The sequence below is a fragment of the Microcoleus sp. Pol7_A1 genome, from assembly GCF_036701085.1.
Lineage (GTDB): Bacteria > Cyanobacteriota > Cyanobacteriia > Cyanobacteriales > Microcoleaceae > Microcoleus > Microcoleus asticus.
The window spans coordinates 1-17,989 of the sequence record NZ_JAUBQD010000080.1 but is presented as its reverse complement, the minus strand read 5'-3'; the positions used below and the strand labels follow the sequence as shown (position 1 = coordinate 17,989).

The 17,989-nt window shown below is 45.3% G+C and carries 17 protein-coding genes; 12 read left to right on the top strand and 5 right to left on the bottom strand.

The genetic code is table 11. From position 1 onward, the window contains the following. The first annotated feature begins 50 nt into the window (after positions 1 to 50). The 4 genes from QUA20_RS28365 (at position 51) to QUA20_RS28350 (ending at position 2,726) form a co-directional block, all read left to right on the top strand. Positions 51 to 677, top strand: a complete 627-nt coding sequence (locus QUA20_RS28365; protein WP_333193345.1) for a DUF488 domain-containing protein — start codon at positions 51 to 53, stop codon at positions 675 to 677. Beyond that, positions 655 to 1,107 carry a DUF488 domain-containing protein gene (locus QUA20_RS28360; protein ID WP_333193319.1) on the top strand — a complete coding sequence of 151 codons (453 nt, stop codon included), beginning with the start codon at positions 655 to 657 and terminating at the stop codon, positions 1,105 to 1,107. The genes QUA20_RS28365 and QUA20_RS28360 overlap by 23 nt, the downstream gene beginning before the upstream one ends. A gap of 65 nt (positions 1,108 to 1,172) precedes the next feature. Further along, a complete protein-coding gene (locus QUA20_RS28355; RefSeq protein ID WP_333193316.1) occupies positions 1,173 to 1,865 on the top strand; it encodes a dual OB domain-containing protein in 693 nt (230 codons plus the stop codon). Between the two features lie 105 nt (positions 1,866 to 1,970). Further along, positions 1,971 to 2,726, top strand: coding sequence for a hypothetical protein (locus tag QUA20_RS28350; protein WP_333193314.1), 756 nt, complete (start codon positions 1,971 to 1,973; stop codon positions 2,724 to 2,726). Between the two features lie 109 nt (positions 2,727 to 2,835). On the opposite strand, the gene QUA20_RS28345 is transcribed toward QUA20_RS28350, so the two are convergent. Beyond that, complete coding sequence (locus tag QUA20_RS28345) at positions 2,836 to 3,030, bottom strand: hypothetical protein (protein WP_333193312.1); 195 nt, start codon at positions 3,028 to 3,030, stop codon at positions 2,836 to 2,838. Between the two features lie 91 nt (positions 3,031 to 3,121). Between QUA20_RS28345 and metH the strand changes: the two genes are divergently transcribed. Beyond that, the gene (gene metH, locus QUA20_RS28340) at positions 3,122 to 6,673 is read left to right on the top strand and encodes a methionine synthase (protein WP_333193311.1); all 3,552 of its coding nucleotides are present in this window, start codon (positions 3,122 to 3,124) and stop codon (positions 6,671 to 6,673) included. Between the two features lie 220 nt (positions 6,674 to 6,893). Here metH and QUA20_RS28335 read toward each other — a convergent pair whose 3' ends face one another. Further along, complete coding sequence (locus QUA20_RS28335; protein ID WP_333193308.1) at positions 6,894 to 7,517, bottom strand: hypothetical protein; 624 nt, start codon at positions 7,515 to 7,517, stop codon at positions 6,894 to 6,896. A gap of 243 nt (positions 7,518 to 7,760) precedes the next feature. Continuing rightward, positions 7,761 to 8,087 (bottom strand): YbjQ family protein, encoded by a 327-nt coding sequence (locus QUA20_RS28330; RefSeq protein WP_172184303.1) that lies wholly within the window; start codon positions 8,085 to 8,087, stop codon positions 7,761 to 7,763. 150 nt (positions 8,088 to 8,237) lie between these two features. On the opposite strand from QUA20_RS28330, the gene QUA20_RS28325 reads away from it, so the two are divergent. Together QUA20_RS28325 and crtO are read left to right on the top strand one after the other, a co-directional pair. Continuing rightward, positions 8,238 to 9,338: a tetratricopeptide repeat protein gene (locus QUA20_RS28325; protein ID WP_333193306.1), complete on the top strand. Its 1,101-nt coding sequence runs from the start codon at positions 8,238 to 8,240 to the stop codon at positions 9,336 to 9,338. A gap of 460 nt (positions 9,339 to 9,798) precedes the next feature. Continuing rightward, positions 9,799 to 11,496 carry a beta-carotene ketolase CrtO gene (gene crtO, locus QUA20_RS28320; protein WP_333193303.1) on the top strand — a complete coding sequence of 566 codons (1,698 nt, stop codon included), beginning with the start codon at positions 9,799 to 9,801 and terminating at the stop codon, positions 11,494 to 11,496. A 72-nt stretch (positions 11,497 to 11,568) separates the two neighbouring features. On the opposite strand, the gene QUA20_RS28315 is transcribed toward crtO, so the two are convergent. Together QUA20_RS28315 and QUA20_RS28310 are read right to left on the bottom strand one after the other, a co-directional pair. Then, entirely contained in the window at positions 11,569 to 12,369 is an 801-nt protein-coding gene (locus tag QUA20_RS28315; RefSeq protein ID WP_333193302.1) for a HEAT repeat domain-containing protein, read from the bottom strand. A gap of 192 nt (positions 12,370 to 12,561) precedes the next feature. Next, entirely contained in the window at positions 12,562 to 12,786 is a 225-nt protein-coding gene (locus QUA20_RS28310; protein WP_333193299.1) for a polymorphic toxin type 34 domain-containing protein, read from the bottom strand. 310 nt (positions 12,787 to 13,096) lie between these two features. Between QUA20_RS28310 and QUA20_RS28305 the strand changes: the two genes are divergently transcribed. The 5 genes from QUA20_RS28305 (at position 13,097) to QUA20_RS28285 (ending at position 17,639) form a co-directional block, all read left to right on the top strand. Continuing rightward, on the top strand, positions 13,097 to 14,197 hold the full coding sequence (locus tag QUA20_RS28305) for a saccharopine dehydrogenase NADP-binding domain-containing protein (RefSeq protein ID WP_333193294.1): 1,101 nt from the start codon (positions 13,097 to 13,099) through the stop codon (positions 14,195 to 14,197). Between the two features lie 402 nt (positions 14,198 to 14,599). Further along, complete coding sequence (locus QUA20_RS28300; protein WP_172184314.1) at positions 14,600 to 14,953, top strand: hypothetical protein; 354 nt, start codon at positions 14,600 to 14,602, stop codon at positions 14,951 to 14,953. A 283-nt stretch (positions 14,954 to 15,236) separates the two neighbouring features. Then, positions 15,237 to 15,758: a hypothetical protein gene (locus QUA20_RS28295; protein ID WP_333193290.1), complete on the top strand. Its 522-nt coding sequence runs from the start codon at positions 15,237 to 15,239 to the stop codon at positions 15,756 to 15,758. A 214-nt stretch (positions 15,759 to 15,972) separates the two neighbouring features. Continuing rightward, the gene (locus tag QUA20_RS28290; protein ID WP_333193288.1) at positions 15,973 to 16,122 is read left to right on the top strand and encodes a hypothetical protein; all 150 of its coding nucleotides are present in this window, start codon (positions 15,973 to 15,975) and stop codon (positions 16,120 to 16,122) included. 191 nt (positions 16,123 to 16,313) lie between these two features. Continuing rightward, the gene (locus QUA20_RS28285; RefSeq protein WP_333193344.1) at positions 16,314 to 17,639 is read left to right on the top strand and encodes a hypothetical protein; all 1,326 of its coding nucleotides are present in this window, start codon (positions 16,314 to 16,316) and stop codon (positions 17,637 to 17,639) included. The last annotated feature ends 350 nt before the right edge of the window (positions 17,640 to 17,989 follow it).

The following is a 17,989-nucleotide window of genomic DNA, read 5'->3' as shown; positions in this document are numbered from 1 at the left end:
TACACAAACTCTCGTCCGCAAGGCAAAGAGTGAATAGTAAGATTGAAGCAATGGAATTATTTACGATCGGACACTCCAATCTGAGTATTGAAGCGTTTGTTTTGCTGCTGCAACAACACGGAATTACGGCGGTTGCGGACGTGCGGTCGCATCCGTTCAGCCGCTATTTACCTCATTTTAATAAATCGGAAATTAAAGCTTATCTCTCAAGTGTCGGCATTCAATATGTTTTTTTAGGCAAAGAGTTGGGCGCGAGGCCGGAGGATTTAAGCTGTTACGATTCTAGCGGTAAAGCGTTATACGATCGCATAGCAGCAACTCCTCTATTTTCCGCAGGAATTCAGCGCTTGCTCAAAGGCGCAACCAATTATAAAATCTGTTTAATGTGTGCGGAAAAAGACCCGATTACTTGTCATCGGACTATTTTAGTTTGCCACAAAGTCAGAGAATTTAATTTACAAATTAATCACATTCTGTCAGATGGCAATTTAGAATCGCACCAGCATTTAGAAGAAAGACTTTTGAGCAAGTTTAACAAAGGGAAAAAAAATAATGAGCCAATTCAGCTAAGCTTGTTTGAATTAGATCCTCAAGTTAAACAGGAAATAGTTGATTTAGAAACAGCTTATTATCGTCACGGATTGGAAATCGCTTATGTCAGCAAAGAAAGCAATTAATTTATTTACAATTGGTTTTACTCAAAAAAGCGCCGAGCAGTTTTTTGATACTTTGATGAAAGCGGGAGTCCGCAGGGTGATAGATACGCGGCTGAATAATGTGTCGCAGTTGGCTGGTTTTGCTAAGCGGAAAGATTTAGAGTATTTTTTGCGAACAATTGGCAATATTGAGTACGTTCACCTTCTGGATTTAGCTCCGACTCCAGATATTTTGGATGATTATAAAAAGAAAAAGGGAGATTGGGATGTTTATGAACAGAAGTTTTTGGAGTTGATGGGCGATCGACAAATTGAACACAAGGTTTCATCGGATCTTTTAGACGGCGGGTGCCTGCTTTGTAGCGAACCAAAATCTCATAATTGTCACCGCCGCTTAGTTGCTGAATATCTCAGCGAGAAGTGGAAAAATGTCACAATTAATCATCTTTAATTTATTAAAAATACTATATCAGTGTCGCATGAATCTAAAATCTAAAATCTAAAATCTAAAATCGAATGACTCAAATAATTTGTCTCGCTAATTCCTGGAAAAACCGCGACAGGTGCATCGCCGGAATTAATGAACTTCAAGGTAAGTGGGTGCGTCCTGTTTCCGACTTACCAGATGGGAAAATTCCTAAAGCCATGTGCCTGATAAATAGACTTGAACCCGCGTTGTTAGAGGTTCTAGAAATTCCTCTAGCAGACACGGGACCGGACTTTGGCTTTGCGTGTGAAAATCTTTCTGTTTTACCGGGAGAATGGCGGCAAGTAGGTAAAGTTCAGCCAGCATATTTGCTGAAATATTGCAATAGTCAAAAATATATTTTGCACAACGATTTGGAATCTGTTCCGGTGGAATATATGCAGTCTTTGCCAATGTGCGATCGCCTAACTTTGCAATTAGTCAAAGCAGTAAGATTTACGGTAAAAAAGCTAATTAAAAGATTTGAAGGTGGTAATAAATGGAAAGGATCTTGGAAAGGATGTATTGTCACGCAGCATGGTCAAAAATTGACTGCAAAAATTACCGATCCGGTGTTTATTAAAAAATTAGAATTGGGGTATCGACCGCAAAAAGCTTGTTTGGTAACAGTGAGTTTGGGTATGCCTTGGCGGCGCGATAATTGGGAGGGAGGTTACCGTTGTTGGAAGTTGATTGCGGGTGTGGTAGAGTTGCCGGAAGATGTTGTTGATGATGAAATTTAGTTTTGACCAAAATGGGCTATCGATTATTTATTTATTTTTATTTCCCGCAAAAACTCTGTTCGTGGTATAATTCTGCGGGACTGTAGCAGAAAGGGGTGCTTTTTGATGAAAGCAGAATTTTATTTTGACTGTCACAGATATATTTGCAGTTTAGTTCAAGTTGATTTTGTCAAAGAATTAAAAATTAAAAATCATCAAGGTTTTGTCTTGGCTGTTAAGCAAGGTGAAAAGATTGGACTTTTGGGGAAAAGTCGCCATAATGCTAAACAAGTTGATGTATCTAAGCCGCATTTTTATAATGTAATTAAAGCAGCAATGAGCGCTTTGGAATTAGAAACTAAAAATGAGGTGATATTAGAGAGAAATCGAACTCTTGCTGATGCGGAAGAAATGATTCAGCAGCAAAACCGAGAAATTCGCGTTCTCAACGAACAGCTTAGAATGCTTGCGACTAAGGTTGAGGAATTGTCAAGGGAAAAGCAGCAGTTATCAATGCAGCTAGTAGAAAAAGAAATCAGAAAAACTGAAATTAGTCAAGAAATTGATAACTTTCCTGCTACCGAGGAAGATTTACCGGCGGAAATTGAGCATCGGATTGGAGAAGCTGAAATTCATGAAAAAATAGAAGAATTGTCGGTTCAAGCTTCTGGGTTAGCCGTGCAGTTAATCGCAAATCAACAGAATTCGGAGGAGATTGAGGAAGAGGAAGAAATCAGCGGGGGCGATGTTAAAATGGTTGATTTAGAAATTATAGAAGAAGTAGAAGAAAATCTCAAACAAGTAGAAGTTCAAGGAGGCGAAAGTGAAATTAAGCGACTGCCTAAAAGACCTTCCAACAGAAAAATGAGAAAAAAATCTTAATGCTTTAGTTATATAGCAATCCTCGCATCATTTGTAAATTTATTACGGACTTCCAGCGGGTTCGGGGAGGGTTGGGGTGGGGTAAAATTAAACGAGTCATTTAGGATTGCTATATAACTCGTTTAATTGTGACGATCGCATTTTCGCAAAATAGGTCAGCAGTTAAGCGAAAAAATCCCTCGCAACTCGCCCGTTTTCCCCCCGCAGCCTCGCCCGCAACAGAATTTTGACAATTATCCAGGGCGATCGGTAAAATTACAGGTACGAGCAAACTATTGTCAGCAGCATTAAATCCTTCAGTCATTAGTCGTTTGCCAACAGTCACATAATTGTTGACAATATTGCACAATAGATAAAATTGTAAATATATAGCACCTGCGTTTTTTTGACCGCTTATGAATAGCAGATTCCTCGATCGACTCCACCACCCCTCACGCCCCGTCATCGTCTTCGACGGCGCAATGGGAACCAACCTGCAAGTCCAAAACCTCACCGCAGAAGACTTTGGCGGCAAAGAATACGAAGGCTGCAACGAATATCTCGTCCACACGAAACCGGAAGCCGTCGCCAACGTGCACCGGGGATTCCTCGAAGCAGGGGCCGATGTCATCGAAACAGACACCTTTGGCGGGGCTTCCATCGTTCTCGCCGAGTACGATTTAGCAGACAAAGCATATTATCTCAACAAAACAGCAGCCGAACTCGCCAAGGGTATCGCCGCCGAATTTTCTACGCCAGAAAAACCTCGATTTGTCGCAGGATCGATCGGGCCAGGCACCAAATTGCCCACATTAGGACACATCGATTTCGACACACTCACCGCCGCTTTTGCGGAACAAGCAGAAGGACTATATGACGGCGGCGTTGACTTATTTATTGTCGAAACTTGTCAAGATGTGCTGCAAATTAAATCAGCATTAAATGCCATTGAAGAAGTATTTAAGAAAAAAGGCGCGCGGATTCCGTTAATGGTATCAGTCACAATGGAAGCCACCGGTACAATGTTAGTCGGTTCCGATATCAGCGCCGCCCTCGCAATTTTGCAGCCCTATCCCATAGATATCTTAGGCCTCAACTGCGCCACCGGGCCCGATCGCATGGCCGAACACGTCAAATACCTTTCCGAACATTCGCCCTTCGTCGTTTCCTGCGTTCCCAACGCCGGTTTACCCGAAAACATCGGCGGCCACGCGCACTACAAACTCACGCCAATAGAATTAAAAATGGCCTTGATGCGCTTTGTCGAAGACTTAGGCGTGCAAGTCATCGGCGGCTGCTGCGGCACCCGCTACGATCACATCCGCGAACTATCAGAAATTGGCAAAACTCTGAAACCCAAAATCCGCGAATTTACTTGGGAACCTTCCGCCGCTTCAATTTACACCGCCCAACCCTACGAACAAGAGAATTCCTTCTTAATTGTCGGCGAAAGACTCAACGCCAGCGGTTCCAAAAAATGCCGCGATTTGCTAAACGCCGAAGACTGGGACGGTTTAGTAGCAATGGCTAGGGAACAAGTGCGAGAAGGCGCGCACATTCTCGATGTCAACGTGGATTATGTCGGCCGCGACGGCGTGCGAGACATGAAAGAATTAGTTTCCCGCGTTGTGACTAATGCCACTCTCCCTTTAATGCTGGATTCCACCGAATGGGAAAAGATGGAAGCCGGCTTAAAAGTTGCGGGCGGCAAATGTTTGCTGAATTCCACTAACTACGAAGACGGAGAACCGCGTTTTTATCAAGTTTTGGAGTTGGCAAAAAAATACGGCGCGGGCATAGTTATCGGGACAATTGACGAAGACGGGATGGCCAGAACTGCCGACCAAAAATTTGCGATCGCCCAGCGCGCATATAACGCCGCTGTCGCCTACGGAATTCCCGCCGAGGAAATCTTTTTTGACACCCTAGCTTTGCCCATTTCCACCGGGATTGAAGAAGATAGAAAAAACGGCAAAGCTACCATCGAATCCATCCGCCGCATCCGCCAAGAATTGCCAGGGTGTCACGTCATCTTAGGAGTTTCTAATATTTCCTTCGGCTTGAATCCGGCGGCGCGGCAAGTTTTGAATTCCATGTTTTTGCACGAAGCAATGCAAGCCGGGATGGACTCGGCAATTGTCAGCCCGAATAAGATTTTGCCGATCGCCAAAATCGACCCCAAACACCAAGAAATCTGCCGTAAACTGATTTACGACGAACGGGAGTTTGACGGCGATATTTGCGTTTACGACCCCTTGGGCGACCTGACAACGGTGTTTGCGGGCAAAACTACCAAGCGCGATCGGACAGAAGACGCAAACCTCCCGGTAGAAGAACGCTTGAAGCAGCACATCATCGACGGCGAACGGATTGGACTAGATATCCAACTCGCCAAAGCATTAGAAACCTATCCGCCTCTCCACATAATCAATACTTTCCTATTAGACGGGATGAAAGTAGTCGGAGAATTGTTCGGTTCGGGACAAATGCAACTGCCATTTGTATTGCAGTCAGCAGAAACCATGAAAGCGGCTGTTGCCTATTTAGAACCGCACATGGAAAAGTCTGAATCTGGGGACAATGCCAAAGGCACATTCATCATCGCTACTGTCAAAGGCGACGTTCACGATATCGGCAAAAACTTAGTTGATATTATCTTATCAAACAACGGCTACCGAGTGATTAACTTGGGAATTAAACAGCCTGTTGACAATATCATCGAAGCCTACGAAAAGCACAAAGCCGACTGTATAGCGATGAGTGGATTGCTGGTAAAATCCACCGCATTCATGAAAGAAAATCTGGAAGTATTCAACGAGAAAGGAATCACCGTACCCGTAATTTTGGGCGGCGCGGCTTTGACTCCCAAGTTTGTGCATGAAGATTGCCAAAATACTTACAAAGGTAAAGTTGTTTACGGCAAAGATGCGTTTTCTGACTTGCATTTTATGGACAAACTCATGCCAGCGAAATCTGCTGGTAAGTGGGAAGATTTGCAAGGATTTTTAGATGAAATAGGGCATGATAATGGGGTAGTTAAAGAAGCTAAAGCTGCGCCAGAAACTCCTGGAGAAGATGCGAAGAAAGCCGACACTCCTGTGGTGATAGATACCAAGCGATCCGAAGCAGTTGCAGCAGATATCGATCGCCCGACTCCTCCTTTCTGGGGAACAAAACTGTTGCAGGGAGAAGACATCCCCTTTGAGGAGATTTTCTGGCACTTAGATTTGCAAGCCTTAGTTGCCGGTCAGTGGCAGTTCCGCAAGCCAAAAGACCAATCGCGGGAAGAATACGATGCTTTCTTAGCTGAGACAGTTTATCCCATATTGAAAGAGTGGAAACACAAAATTATTACCGAAAAGTTACTGGATCCGCAAGCAATTTACGGGTATTTTCCCTGTCAAGCTGAAGGCAATTCTTTGTATTTGTACGACCCAGAAATCATGGCTGGCGGGCAAGATGTATCGACACCCGCTGCAACATTCACATTTCCCCGGCAAAAATCAGCGCGCAGGCTGTGCATTGCCGACTTCTTCGCCCCCAAAGAATCGGGTAAAATGGATGTATTTCCGATGCAAGTAGCGACAGTGGGAGAAATTGCTACAGAGTACGCGCAAAAGCTATTTGCTAACCATCAATATACCGACTATCTCTACTTTCACGGATTAGCGGTGCAGACGGCGGAAGCAATCGCAGAGTGGACTCACGCGCGAATTCGGCGGGAATTGGGATTTGGTAGCGAAGAACCGGACAACATTCGCGATATGCTAGCGCAAAGATACCGCGGTTCGCGGTACAGTTTTGGCTATCCCGCTTGTCCGAACATGGCGGATCAGTACAAGCAACTGGAGTTGTTAAAGTGCGATCGCATCAACCTCTACATGGATGAAAGCGAACAACTTTATCCCGAACAATCAACAACCGCAATTATCACCTATCACCCAGCAGCCAAATACTTCACTGCTTAATTTCTACGGTGCGTCGCCCGCACATTCCTCGGTGAATTATACTCGTTACCAGGCTCTGCCTGGTAACGCATTTCAGGAGGCTCTGCCTCCACTTAAAAACCTGGAGGCAGAGCCTCCTGAAATGCGTTTTCTGGTAGAATCTGGGAACGAGAAACCCACAAAAAAGCACCTTAAAAAAAGTGCCTTAATGAATATGAACTTTCCTTATCTGACCAAACTTTTACGAGTGATGGCGAGGAGTGCGCGCGCCGGCAGATGCTCCTACCATAGAAGCAACTAAACCCAATAGCGAGCCGAACAAAAACGACCAACCAGCTTTTGCAGCGTTACCAGCAATATTGCGAGCATCCTGAGCAGATACGTTAGGTGCTCGGTTCGGCAAATCCACCCCGCCCTGCTGCGCTTGATTAATCGCTTCTCCCGCATTCGCAGCGATGACACCAAAAGTACCGGCCACGCCATTTGCTAACAGCCAAGAGCCAATAGTTAGCGTAGTTGCCCACAAAATTGCTCCATTTAAAAGCGCTGTGTTGCGATTCATCGGGCCACAAGCGCGAGCAGTTACCCAACCGCCAACAGCCAAGCTAATTAACAAACTAATAATTGACCAAATTCCGACCCCGGTACCTACGTCTCCTGAAATAGTCCGCGGAGCTCCTGAATTAGCAATATTGCTCAACCCGATCGCAGCGCCCAATGCACTTAAAACTAATTGCGTGCCGATCGCAATTACCAAACCTGAAAAAATCGGACCCCACCGCACTCGATCGTGGTATTCCATGACTGAATTCACCACCACGGGCTCGGTACCAACGTTATCTACAGGTCTATTTACATATGACATAGGTTTTTCTTTCCTCTGAGAGTTGCTTTAATTTTTAACAATCTTTCACCTAAGCATTGATCGTGGCTGAGATTGATAAAAACTATATCTGCCTGGGGAAATAACCAGTATCTATGTCTGAAGAAAGAAACAAAAAAGTCATCAGCCCTCAGCCAGCCACTAATGACAGATGACAGATGACTGATGACCGATAACTATTTTATCCAGTTAGAAAAGTTCGTGGACGTATACAGGAAAGACAGCTTAACGCAATCTTACAGCCGTTCCAACGGCAGTAATCAGCAGCAAAGCTCCGCTCGAGTCTACATTAATCGTGCCGGTGTCAACTTCCACGCCGATTACGGCATTAGCGCCCAGGCGCTGAGCCCGTTTTTCCAGTTCCGCGAGGGCATCTCGCTGTCCTTTGAGAAACACTTCCTCGTAACTGCCGGTGCGCCCGCCGATGATGTCGCGAATGCCCGCGAAGAAATCTCGCAGGGCGTTGGTGCCGTAAACCACCTCAGCAGTTACAATTCCCAGGTAAGATTGAATTTCTGCTCCTTGGATGATATCAGTTGTTGTTACAATCATCAGTTGGCCTCAATCACGAAAATTTTGAGTGGGTCTTGTTATGTAGATTTACTACATCTCGCCACTCAAAAATTCCTGGTAAACCATAAGTTGTTAGCTTGGCAAGCTGGCAGCAATTCGCTCTTTCATTCCACACACTCTTTGAAACAAATGGCCGTGCACAAACAAAGTCTCTTGGTATTCAGTACGCTTTTGGTAGCGGGACTCGCTGTCGCAGCGCCGCAGATAGCACTCTCAGCAGAAACGTCAGTTGAAGTCAACCCTCAAAAAAATTCAAATTTAGATGCTCTGCTGCGACAAGGGCGCGAGTTGGTAGATTTAGGAGACTACAGTAAGGCGATCGCCATTTATCAGGAAGCGGCACGTTTAGATAGGGAAAACCCCCGCATTTTTTCTGGTATTGGCTATTTAGAAGCGCGTCAGGGCAACTATCAAGCCTCAGTGGAATTTTACCAACAAGCGATCGATCTCGAACCGAACAATGCTGACTTCCAATACGCCTTAGGATATGCTATGGCGAATTTGCAAAACTATCCCGCAGCAGCCGCTGCTTACCGCCGCGCCGCTGCGCTCGATCGCAAAAATGTCAATGCCCGGATCGGTCTGGGAGTGGTACTCTTTCAGCAAAAAGATTACAGCGGTTCTTTTAAAGCATACCAAGAGGCGATCGCCCTCGATCCGAAAAGTTGGCAAGCTTATTCTTCTATGGGTTTAGTATTGATACAGCAAGGAAATTTTGCCAGTGCAGTTACCGTACTCCAAGAAGCAGCAGAACTCGCTCCCAAACAGCCCAGCGTCCAGTTAAAATTAGGTACTGCTTTGCTGCGGAGTGGTCACGCTTCCGAAGGACTAGCAGCTTTTGAAGAAGCTGCCAAATTGGAACCCCGGAATCCAGAAGTGCAGTTAGAAATTGGCGAACTTCTCAAGGCTCAAAACGACTTCGACGGAGCACTGATAGCTTATCAGCGGGCTATTGCGGTGCGACCAAATTTAGTGGCAGCACACGCAGGAATCGGGGAAATTCAACTGGAAAAACAAGATTTTTTAGGAGCGATTAACACTTTTCGCCGAGTGATTCAGCTCGATCCAGACCGGGCAGAAGCTTATTACAATATGGGTACGGCACTCAAAGCGCGCGATCGCAAATCCGAAGCAATTGAAGCTTTTCAACAAGCCCTCGACACATACCGCCAGCAAGGCAACAATGATGGTGCAGAAAAAGCTGAGGCGGCATTGCGGGAACTAAAGTAATATTTCTCAATGTACTAATTGGTAATTGGTAATTGGTAATTACCAATTGGTAATTTGCTAGCAGTTTTGAGCGTTGAGCAAGTAATTTTCTTAAGGCTTCACTCCTTCCAATCGCAGCGTTGGGAGGAAGGAATCAATCTCAAAACTGTTTATATTCCCTATTCCCTATTCCTTATATCCTCTTCCTTCTTCCTTTTTCCTTCCTTTGTTTTATTTTTTTATAATTCGCAGATAAACGCGGCTAAATGCAGTATAATAGTGGCGCGATTTGAAAATGGCGATCGCTTTGTAAATTCAAGAGAAAATAAGCGGGATCGCACAGTAGCATTTGGTAAAAACTCCATCTTTTGTAAGATGCTAAAACAGCTTCCTGAAGGTGAATCTATTTCTATTGATAGAGACTGCCAAGTTGTTAACATTTGTAAAATAAGCAAAATATCCTATCCCCAGAGCTTCATCTATGCAAACGTATGACGTGATTATCATAGGAGCAGGTCACAACGGACTGGTCTGCGCCTCTTATCTCCTCAAAGCTGGATATACCGTCCTGTTGTTAGAAAAACGTTCAGTTCCCGGCGGCGCGGCAACTACTGAAGCTGCGATTCCCGAATTGCCGGATTTTAAATTCAATATGTGCGCGATCGACCACGAATTTATCCATTTAGGGCCAGTTGTAGAAGAATTAGAACTGGAAAAACACGGTTTAGAATATCTTTTCTGCGATCCAGTTGCCTTTTGTCCGCATCCCGACGGCAAATATTTCTTAGCGCACAAATCTGTAGAAAAAACTTGTGCTGAAATTGCCCGCTACAACGAGCGCGATGCTAAAAAATATGCCGAATATACAGACTTTTGGCAGCGGGCTTTAGGTGCAATGGTTCCGATGTTTAATGCGCCACCAAAATCCATCATAGATATTCTGGGCAACTACGATATTGCAAAGATCAAAGATTTATTGTCAGTCATCGGTTCCCCCGACAAAACGCTGGACTTTGTTCGCACGATGCTCACGAGCGCTGAAGACCTTCTCAACGAGTGGTTTGACGAGGAATTTATCAAAGCACCCCTAGCAAGATTCGCCGCAGAACTCGGCGCGCCTCCTTCGCAAAAAACTCTGGCTGTAGGCGCAATTATGCTGGCAATGAGGCACAATCCCGGCATGGCAAGACCGCGCGGAGGGACTGGTGCATTAGTGCAAGCGCTGCTTAATGTAGTGAAAAGTTACTCGGGTGTGGTACTTACCGACCAGCACGTCGAAAAAATATTAATTGATGACGGTCGCGCTGTGGGAGTTCGAGTTGCCGGCGGCACGGAATACCGCGCTACAAAAGGTGTCATTTCTAATATTGATGCGAAGCGCTTGTTTCTGCATTTAATGGATGACAGCGATGTCGATGCTGCTGACCCGAATTTGCGGGAAAGATTGGAGCGCAAAATTGTTAACAACAACGAGACTATTCTCAAAATAGACTTAGCTCTCAATGAAATGCCCAAGTTTGAGCGCTGGAATCATCGGGACGAATATTTAATCGGGTCGGTTTTAATTGCAGACTCGGTGAGACACGTTGAAATTTCTCACAGCGACCCTTCAATCGGCAGAATCCCAGACTCTGACCCATCGATGTATGTAGTGTTTCCGACGGTACTAGACCCGTCAATGGCTCCCCCCGGACATCATACGGCTTGGATTGAATTTTTTGCTCCTTACATGATCGAAAATGCTGAAGGAACCGGCCAGCACGGTACGGGTTGGACGGATGAGCTGAAAAACAAAGTTGCCGATCGCTGCATTGATAAATTAGCCGAATACGCGCCAAATATCAAAAATGCAATTATCGGCCGCCACGTGGAAAGTCCGGCGGAATTGGGAGAGCGTTTGGGCGCTTTGAAGGGAAATTATTATCACGTTGATATGACGCTAGATCAGATGATATTTTTCCGTCCTTTACCGGAGTTGGCGAATTACAAAACGCCGATCGACGGTTTGTTTCTCACAGGGGCGGGAACTCATCCGGGCGGATCGATTTCGGGTATGCCGGGACGCAATACCGCTCGCGTTTTCATGCACTCGCAACAGCCTTTCGCGCAGACTTTAGCAGATGCGGCTAATACTCTGAAAGCGAAGGGTAAGTCGGTATTTCGGAGTAATGAGAAGTAAGATTTTTAGCAAGCGCATATGAACGCAGATAAACGCAGATGAATCACATCTGCGTTTGTTTGTATTCATTTATCAGTCTGTGAGTGCGAGAATTTTTTCTGGTTGATTCCCTGTGAAGGGAAAACGATTTGCGATCGCCCTCAATATCCTTTCTAAATCGGGAGCATCTTTCGCCAATGTTGGCTGCTCCTCCCGTTCGGTCAAATCTGTTAAAATATTCAGGATGATCATTGCTAAATGTTCATCAGCATTATCCAACAAACTCAATAGCTTCTCGATATCTTCTTTCGCGCCCAACCAGTACCTCGCTCCCAGCAATTCAGCTTTTACTGATAAAGGAAGCTCTAATTTTAGATAGTTTTCAAGTTTTGGCAATAGCTGCGGCGTACCTAAAAGCCCGATCGAATTAGCAGCATACCCTCTAACTGCTTTATCTTCATCAACATCAAGCAGTGAAAGCTCCAGAGTTTCTATAGCTGATGGTTCATCTAAATATCCAAGAGTTTCTGCTGCTGATGCGCGAACCAGTGCTGAAGGGTCATGTCTGAGAATATATTCTATCGGTACAACGGCAGGACTATAACCAAGTTCTCCCAGTGCCTCCACTGTTTCAGACCTAACGAGTTCTTCTGGATCGTTTAGCAAAGGCATTAATGCAAGGCCAACTGTCTCTACTTCCTCTGAACCGAGATAACCTAATGCCTCGGCTGCCTCAGCTCTAATTGATTCATCGGCGGATTTTAGCAATCTTAATATCTTCGGTACAGCTTCATAAACTTCTGCATCTACAAGCTGTATCAATGCTTCTGTTTGCAGGGTATAATCATCTGAATCGCAATAATCTAGCAGTGTTTCAGTTGTCAGCTTATCCATAATTTTTGCACCTCCCTAAATTTTAGTGCTTCCAGCCTAGGTTATTTTCACACTTAGTCAGTTAGATTGAATGGCATTACGCAAGTATCAAAATGACTAAGTGTGAGTAATTCGACATCCCCCAAAACTCTCTGAATTTCGTGGTACTACACTAATTGCAGACTAATTTTGGGAGATCTTTCTTTGAGCAGCTTACCTTTTGGTCTTCTTCTTTTTGCCGCTGGATCGGCTATGTCTCTCACCAAAAGCTTTCTGGGTTCTTTTAATTTTTTCCATTTTTTCTTTATCTTTATCGCGTTTAGCTTGCTGTTTCAATATTTCGAGTGCTTCAGGCATATTTGAGGCTTTTTTTTCTGCGATGAGTTGCTTAGCTTCTTCTACAATACCCGTATCAGCTACATTACCTTCTGCTGTCATAGTGTTTAATTTTTGGTTTATTATAAGGGAGTTAATTTTTGGTTTATTATAAGGGAGTATTAAAAATATTAGGGACTGTTCATATTCTTATAGTCTAACTCAGACATCCAAACCTTGTCAATGGATTTTAAACTTGGGTGGGGCTTTATTGAACTTGTCTGCAATTAGTTTGATTTATTGGTTTTCCCCGCCCCTGTGGGGTTATTGACATGGGTGCAAGATATGAGTTATCACAAATTCATCCTTTGTGCAGATGCAAGTTATACGCGAAAATATAGAAACTCAGATTAGCGTTACCCTTTTTTGAGCGATGGCAAACCGAGTTTTGATTGTCGGGGGCCGAGGACGAATTGGCAGCAGCGTTGCCCAAGACCTTGTTACCCATACCGACGCAGAAATTACCGTTACCGGACGCAACTCTGAAGCCTCTATTGGGCCGGGATTGCCGCCGGATCGGGTGCAGTACCAAACTTTTGATTTAGCGGACAGTGCAGCCCTGCAAAAAGCAGTTTCAGAGTCTAATCTTGTCGTTCACTGTGCGGGGCCTTTTCACTACCGAGACGCCGGCGTGCTGAAAACTTGCATCGAAGCAGGTGTTAATTATACTGATGTCAGTGACAGCCGCAGTTTTACTCGCAAGGCTTTAGAATTGCGCGAAACCGCTAAAAATGCTGGGATTACTGCTATTATTAACACGGGAATTTTTCCAGGTGTTTCTAACAGCATGGTGCGCCGAGATGTGGAACAATTAGATGAAGCAGAACACATCCATTTGACTTATGTAGTCGGAGGTTCTGGCGGTGCTGGCGTTACCGTCATGAGAACTACTTTTTTAGGCTTGCAAACTCCTTTTGAGGTGTGGGCCGATCGCAAGTGGCAGCAAGTAAAACCCTACAGCGATCGCGAAACAATTGAATTTCCCACACCCTACGGCAAAACAGGGGTTTACTGGTTCGATATGCCGGAAGCAATCACTTTGCCCGAGACTTTCCCCGTTAAATCCGTTGTGACTAAATTTGGTACGTCTCCCGACCTTTACAATCACCTTACCTGGTTTGTTGCCAAGTATTGGCCGGCTAGCTGGCTCAAAAATAACGGAGTTATTGAATTTCTCTCCTACGTCAGTTACGGGATGACCAGTGTTACTAATAGTTTTAGTGGGGTTGGTGTCGCAGTGCGATCGCAAGTGACCGGTCTCAAAAACGGTCAACCCGCTAAAGTTTGCTCGACAGCGGTACACCCAAATGCTGCCGCCGCTACCGGCATCGGTACTGGTAGCATAGCTCAATTAATGTTAGAAGGAAAACTGGAAAAACCCGGCGTTTGGTCGGTAGAGCAAGCTCTTTCTACCGAATTATTTGAACAAGCAATGCAGAGCCGCAACCTGAAGATTAATCAAGAATCTTTGTAAATTTTGGTTTGAAATGCGTTGGGATGTTTGTCGAGTTGCGAATAACTGAAATGGCTTAGCAACCTCAATCAGGCTTTCAAAATTACAGGATTTTGTATCTGCGATCCCAGAAAGGTTATTTGTTGTGGAACGGGCAATCCTAGCCTGTGACTGAGCATGGTAGCTGATGTAAGGAATCTTCTATTTAGGAGCGGAGCGAACTAATCTATCTTTTGGTAGAAGTAAACTTAACGAGCAGGAGTTTAATATATTTCACAACACGGTAAATATCCCTTTTCGCTGTCTCAGGGCGCAGCACTTGCAACAAAAGTTGCCCCGATCGCTAAATTATGAAATGTGCGATCGCAGTGAAGGGGTGACAAACACCATAATTTTTGCGGAAAAATACCAGGAGAAGTTGATATGAAGCGGGTTTTAAAAGCTCTAGGACAAACATTGAGCCAAAGCATTTTGCTGGTCTGTACGCTGGCTTTCATTGGTCTGCTAGGTCTAGCGGTAGTACCCAGTCAGGCTGCTTACGCAGGTCAAGACAAGAGTCACGCGCCGCAAGAAGCTAAAATTACTGACCCCGCAGAAAGTTTCGAGGATCTCAATCCCCAAGCAGCTTACGATGAAATAGTCAAAACCTCTCAAAATCCTGCAAAGGCCGAGAAAGCTTACGACGAAAGCTTACAGGAGTACAAGGGAGAACACCCGCAAGAAAACATAGTTCAAAAAGCTGAAGGTTTGATCGAAAAAGTCACGGGCAAGGACTAAATCTACAGTTTTCTATCTCACCCAAGTGCCTGGTAAATACTGACCTTCGGTGAGTATACAATTGAGCAGAGCTCAGGACTCACTTGAAACTAATTATGTAAGGTGCGCAATGCGCACCTTACCGCGTTAGAGGAGCGTGTCAAACCACTTTTTGCGTTCAAAAGGGTTTTGTGGTTCCCCTCTTTATTTGAGCTAGCAGGTTCATCCTTAAGGCAGATGAATAGATATTAATTTAAAAGGTAAATTTAATAATAACTACAGTTAGATAAAGGAAATAAATATCATGAGCGATGACAAAAAAACGGTACATGAACCTGATGCTAACCTCGACCCGCTTTCCGGGGAAAAAGGGGCTCATCCAGTAGGAACGGGTATTGGTGCGGCGAGTGCGGGTGCTGCGGGTGCTGCGATCGGCGGTGCGATCGGCGGGCCTGTAGGAGCAGTTGTCGGCGCTGTTGTGGGTGCGTTTGGCGGCGGTTTGGCCGGCAAAGGTGTGGCAGAGGCGATCGACCCCACGGTAGAAGAGGCTTACTGGCAAACCAACTACAGTTCCCGTCCTTACGTGGACACGGGCGCGACTTACGACGACTATCAGCCTGCATACCGTACCGGTTATGAGGGATACAGCCGCTATGCCGGTACTGGTAAGAGCTTCAACGAGAGCGAAAACGATTTGCAGCGCGACTACGAAACAAATCGCGGTAAGTCTAATGTGGCTTGGGAAAAAGCGAAGCACGCCACGCGCGACGCTTGGGATCGCGTGGAACGCGCTGTTCCTGGCGACATTGACAAAGACGGCCGCTAAGGGCTGACGCCAAGTATTTCTCAGTCTGGGACGCACACAAACTCCAGCGTTTCGGGTTTTTTACCCCTGGTGGGGAATGCAGCGAAGTGTTTTGATAAAAAAACCCGGTTGCTGCGTCTTGGACTGTTGTTGATACCTGGGACTATTTTTAACGCGAGTTTAGCTAAGTTTTTGGGGATTTTCAGCCCCTCTCTACATCGGGGAGGGTATTTTTATGCTCCGTGGAAATCGCATTTTTCAGCACGATTTTTATTTCACAGGAGTACGAGCCGCAGAGTACGAAGCGAGATATAGAGGCTTTGCTGTGGTGGACGATCGCACTCCTAAAAAACGCTTTGTACAAAATCGGGATGCTTCTGTTTGAGATGGGCATTTTTTTTTGACTGTTAGCCTTAAAATTAAACTAATTCAGGACTGAGGCATCGATCGCATATTTCTGTCATTGTTCGCGATGCACATTAGCCGCAGCCGGAGCGTGAAAGCGTTCGTGGCCTCAAATCCGATAATTGTTAATCTAAATCCTCTGATTCAAAATCGGTATAAATTGTGGATGAAATGCTGGAAAGAGCTTGGACACTCAAGCAAAATTTAATTGACTTTGTGCTGGATGCTGAGGGAGAGTTAGCGGTAGCTTTGGAAGCTTTTGCTGCTGCTCGATCGACCGGCGAGCGCTACGACATTGCTCAGCAAAATCAAGTGATTGACAGTTTTACAGTTGAAGGTAAAGTCGGGGAGAAAACGCCGATCGACCTATTTGTCGAAAGTCAGCCGGATTTAACCCAGAGCGATTGCAGCTTGCTAGAAAGTTGGCGCCACAGAAGCTTCACCGGCTTATTTGAAATCACTCAGCTTTCCCCCGACAGCTTTGAACTGATGAACTGGCTGACGGCGAAGCACTACGCTGTTAAGCCCAACAGCACTAATTTCCTGCAAGAAATGTCTCGCTTTAAGTTAGGAGAAATCTTGCGAGCTCGGATCGCTCCTCTCACCGATGACTGGTGGATACTCTCGGGCCCTCCGATACCGATGGGGAAATTGGGCAAGCCAAAGTTGGCGGTGGCGATCGGCAATTTCAAGCAAAATCACAAAAATAATTTGTACAGCGATGCGCCGGAATTGTTAGAGCAAGCTTGGCAGTCTGTAGAACAGTACCACGAAGATTTTACCGAATTTTTTGGCACCGATGAAGTGACGCAATCGGGATATCACCTGAATAAACAGTTGGCTGAATTTCAGGAATTAATGACTAAAAAACGCCTAGCTGATATCGGCATCGATCAAAGTAAATCTCTGGCGGATATCGTTGAAGATGCCGGAGTCGATGCAGAAGAAATTAAAGCAGCAGCTATAGCAGCAGCCGGTGCAGATCCTGCTTCAGTTGAGGTCGCGATCGATGGCGATCCTCACTCAAAAATGGTAATCCCGAAAGTCGAATTGCCCGATCGCTTCAAGAAAGCCGAACAGGTGACAGCACTTTCTCATCCTCGCTGGGGACAAACCTTTTTGTCTACTTACGCTCAATTTACTGCAATGCTAGCAGCCGAAGACTTTTCAACCGTTCCCGGTTACGAGAAGCTGGTTCGCAACTATCTAGAAGATCCTGCAATTAATGCCTGGATTTTCCAGCGGTTAGCGAAAGTTAATCCAGCGAAATTAGAACAAATTTTGCAAACTGTATTGCAACGCCCAGACTTTCAGCTCGATCGCGATTTAGATGCCCTGCTGCAAGACTTTAAAAAACCCTTAGAACCCGAACTCCCGGAAATTGCCAGCGTTCCCCTGCACCTGCACAACTTATTTCAGGAAGCTTTAGGCGAAGTTAATAAGTCAAAGTCCAAACCGCAGGAGAAAAAGAAAAGCTCTAAAGGCTTTAAATCCTGAGCAATTAAGTTCGTGACATACTCCTACAGGCTTTGCTATCGCCTACAGTGTAGGCGGGGCTCACCAACTCCAGCTACTGCTATGCGCTAACGCGCCCGCTTCGCCAACTGATACTCATTGAGATTTCCGCAACCAAAGGAAGGCAGGAACAGAATGACAATTTCAAGTACGAGTGCGATCGACCCTAGCCATTTTGGGCGCGTTAGTCTGCATCTCTAACATCATAAACAATTAAACAAGCTCACAGCTAACTGTGAGCTTATTGCCCGGTAATACAGCAGATTCCATGTATATGTGGTACACTGTGTTCAGTAGCGATCGCGGAAAAAATGAAACCTTATTCGATTGAG

Excerpts from the sequence above, each read along its gene's own strand:
- QUA20_RS28330 (WP_172184303.1), bottom strand. The coding sequence starts at position 8,087 with ATGATTGTAACAACAACTGATATCATCCAAGGAGCAGAAATTCAATCT.
- QUA20_RS28360 (WP_333193319.1), top strand. The coding sequence starts at position 655 with ATGTCAGCAAAGAAAGCAATTAATTTATTTACAATTGGTTTTACTCAA.
- QUA20_RS28290 (WP_333193288.1), top strand. The coding sequence starts at position 15,973 with ATGCTCCGTGGAAATCGCATTTTTCAGCACGATTTTTATTTCACAGGA.
- QUA20_RS28335 (WP_333193308.1), bottom strand. The coding sequence starts at position 7,517 with ATGTCATATGTAAATAGACCTGTAGATAACGTTGGTACCGAGCCCGTG.
- QUA20_RS28365 (WP_333193345.1), top strand. The coding sequence starts at position 51 with ATGGAATTATTTACGATCGGACACTCCAATCTGAGTATTGAAGCGTTT.
- crtO (WP_333193303.1), top strand. The coding sequence starts at position 9,799 with ATGCAAACGTATGACGTGATTATCATAGGAGCAGGTCACAACGGACTG.
- QUA20_RS28295 (WP_333193290.1), top strand. The coding sequence starts at position 15,237 with ATGAGCGATGACAAAAAAACGGTACATGAACCTGATGCTAACCTCGAC.
- QUA20_RS28315 (WP_333193302.1), bottom strand. The coding sequence starts at position 12,369 with ATGGATAAGCTGACAACTGAAACACTGCTAGATTATTGCGATTCAGAT.
- QUA20_RS28355 (WP_333193316.1), top strand. The coding sequence starts at position 1,173 with ATGACTCAAATAATTTGTCTCGCTAATTCCTGGAAAAACCGCGACAGG.
- QUA20_RS28305 (WP_333193294.1), top strand. The coding sequence starts at position 13,097 with ATGGCAAACCGAGTTTTGATTGTCGGGGGCCGAGGACGAATTGGCAGC.
- metH (WP_333193311.1), top strand. The coding sequence starts at position 3,122 with ATGAATAGCAGATTCCTCGATCGACTCCACCACCCCTCACGCCCCGTC.
- QUA20_RS28310 (WP_333193299.1), bottom strand. The coding sequence starts at position 12,786 with ATGACAGCAGAAGGTAATGTAGCTGATACGGGTATTGTAGAAGAAGCT.
- QUA20_RS28350 (WP_333193314.1), top strand. The coding sequence starts at position 1,971 with ATGAAAGCAGAATTTTATTTTGACTGTCACAGATATATTTGCAGTTTA.
- QUA20_RS28325 (WP_333193306.1), top strand. The coding sequence starts at position 8,238 with ATGGCCGTGCACAAACAAAGTCTCTTGGTATTCAGTACGCTTTTGGTA.
- QUA20_RS28300 (WP_172184314.1), top strand. The coding sequence starts at position 14,600 with ATGAAGCGGGTTTTAAAAGCTCTAGGACAAACATTGAGCCAAAGCATT.
- QUA20_RS28345 (WP_333193312.1), bottom strand. The coding sequence starts at position 3,030 with ATGACTGAAGGATTTAATGCTGCTGACAATAGTTTGCTCGTACCTGTA.
- QUA20_RS28285 (WP_333193344.1), top strand. The coding sequence starts at position 16,314 with ATGCTGGAAAGAGCTTGGACACTCAAGCAAAATTTAATTGACTTTGTG.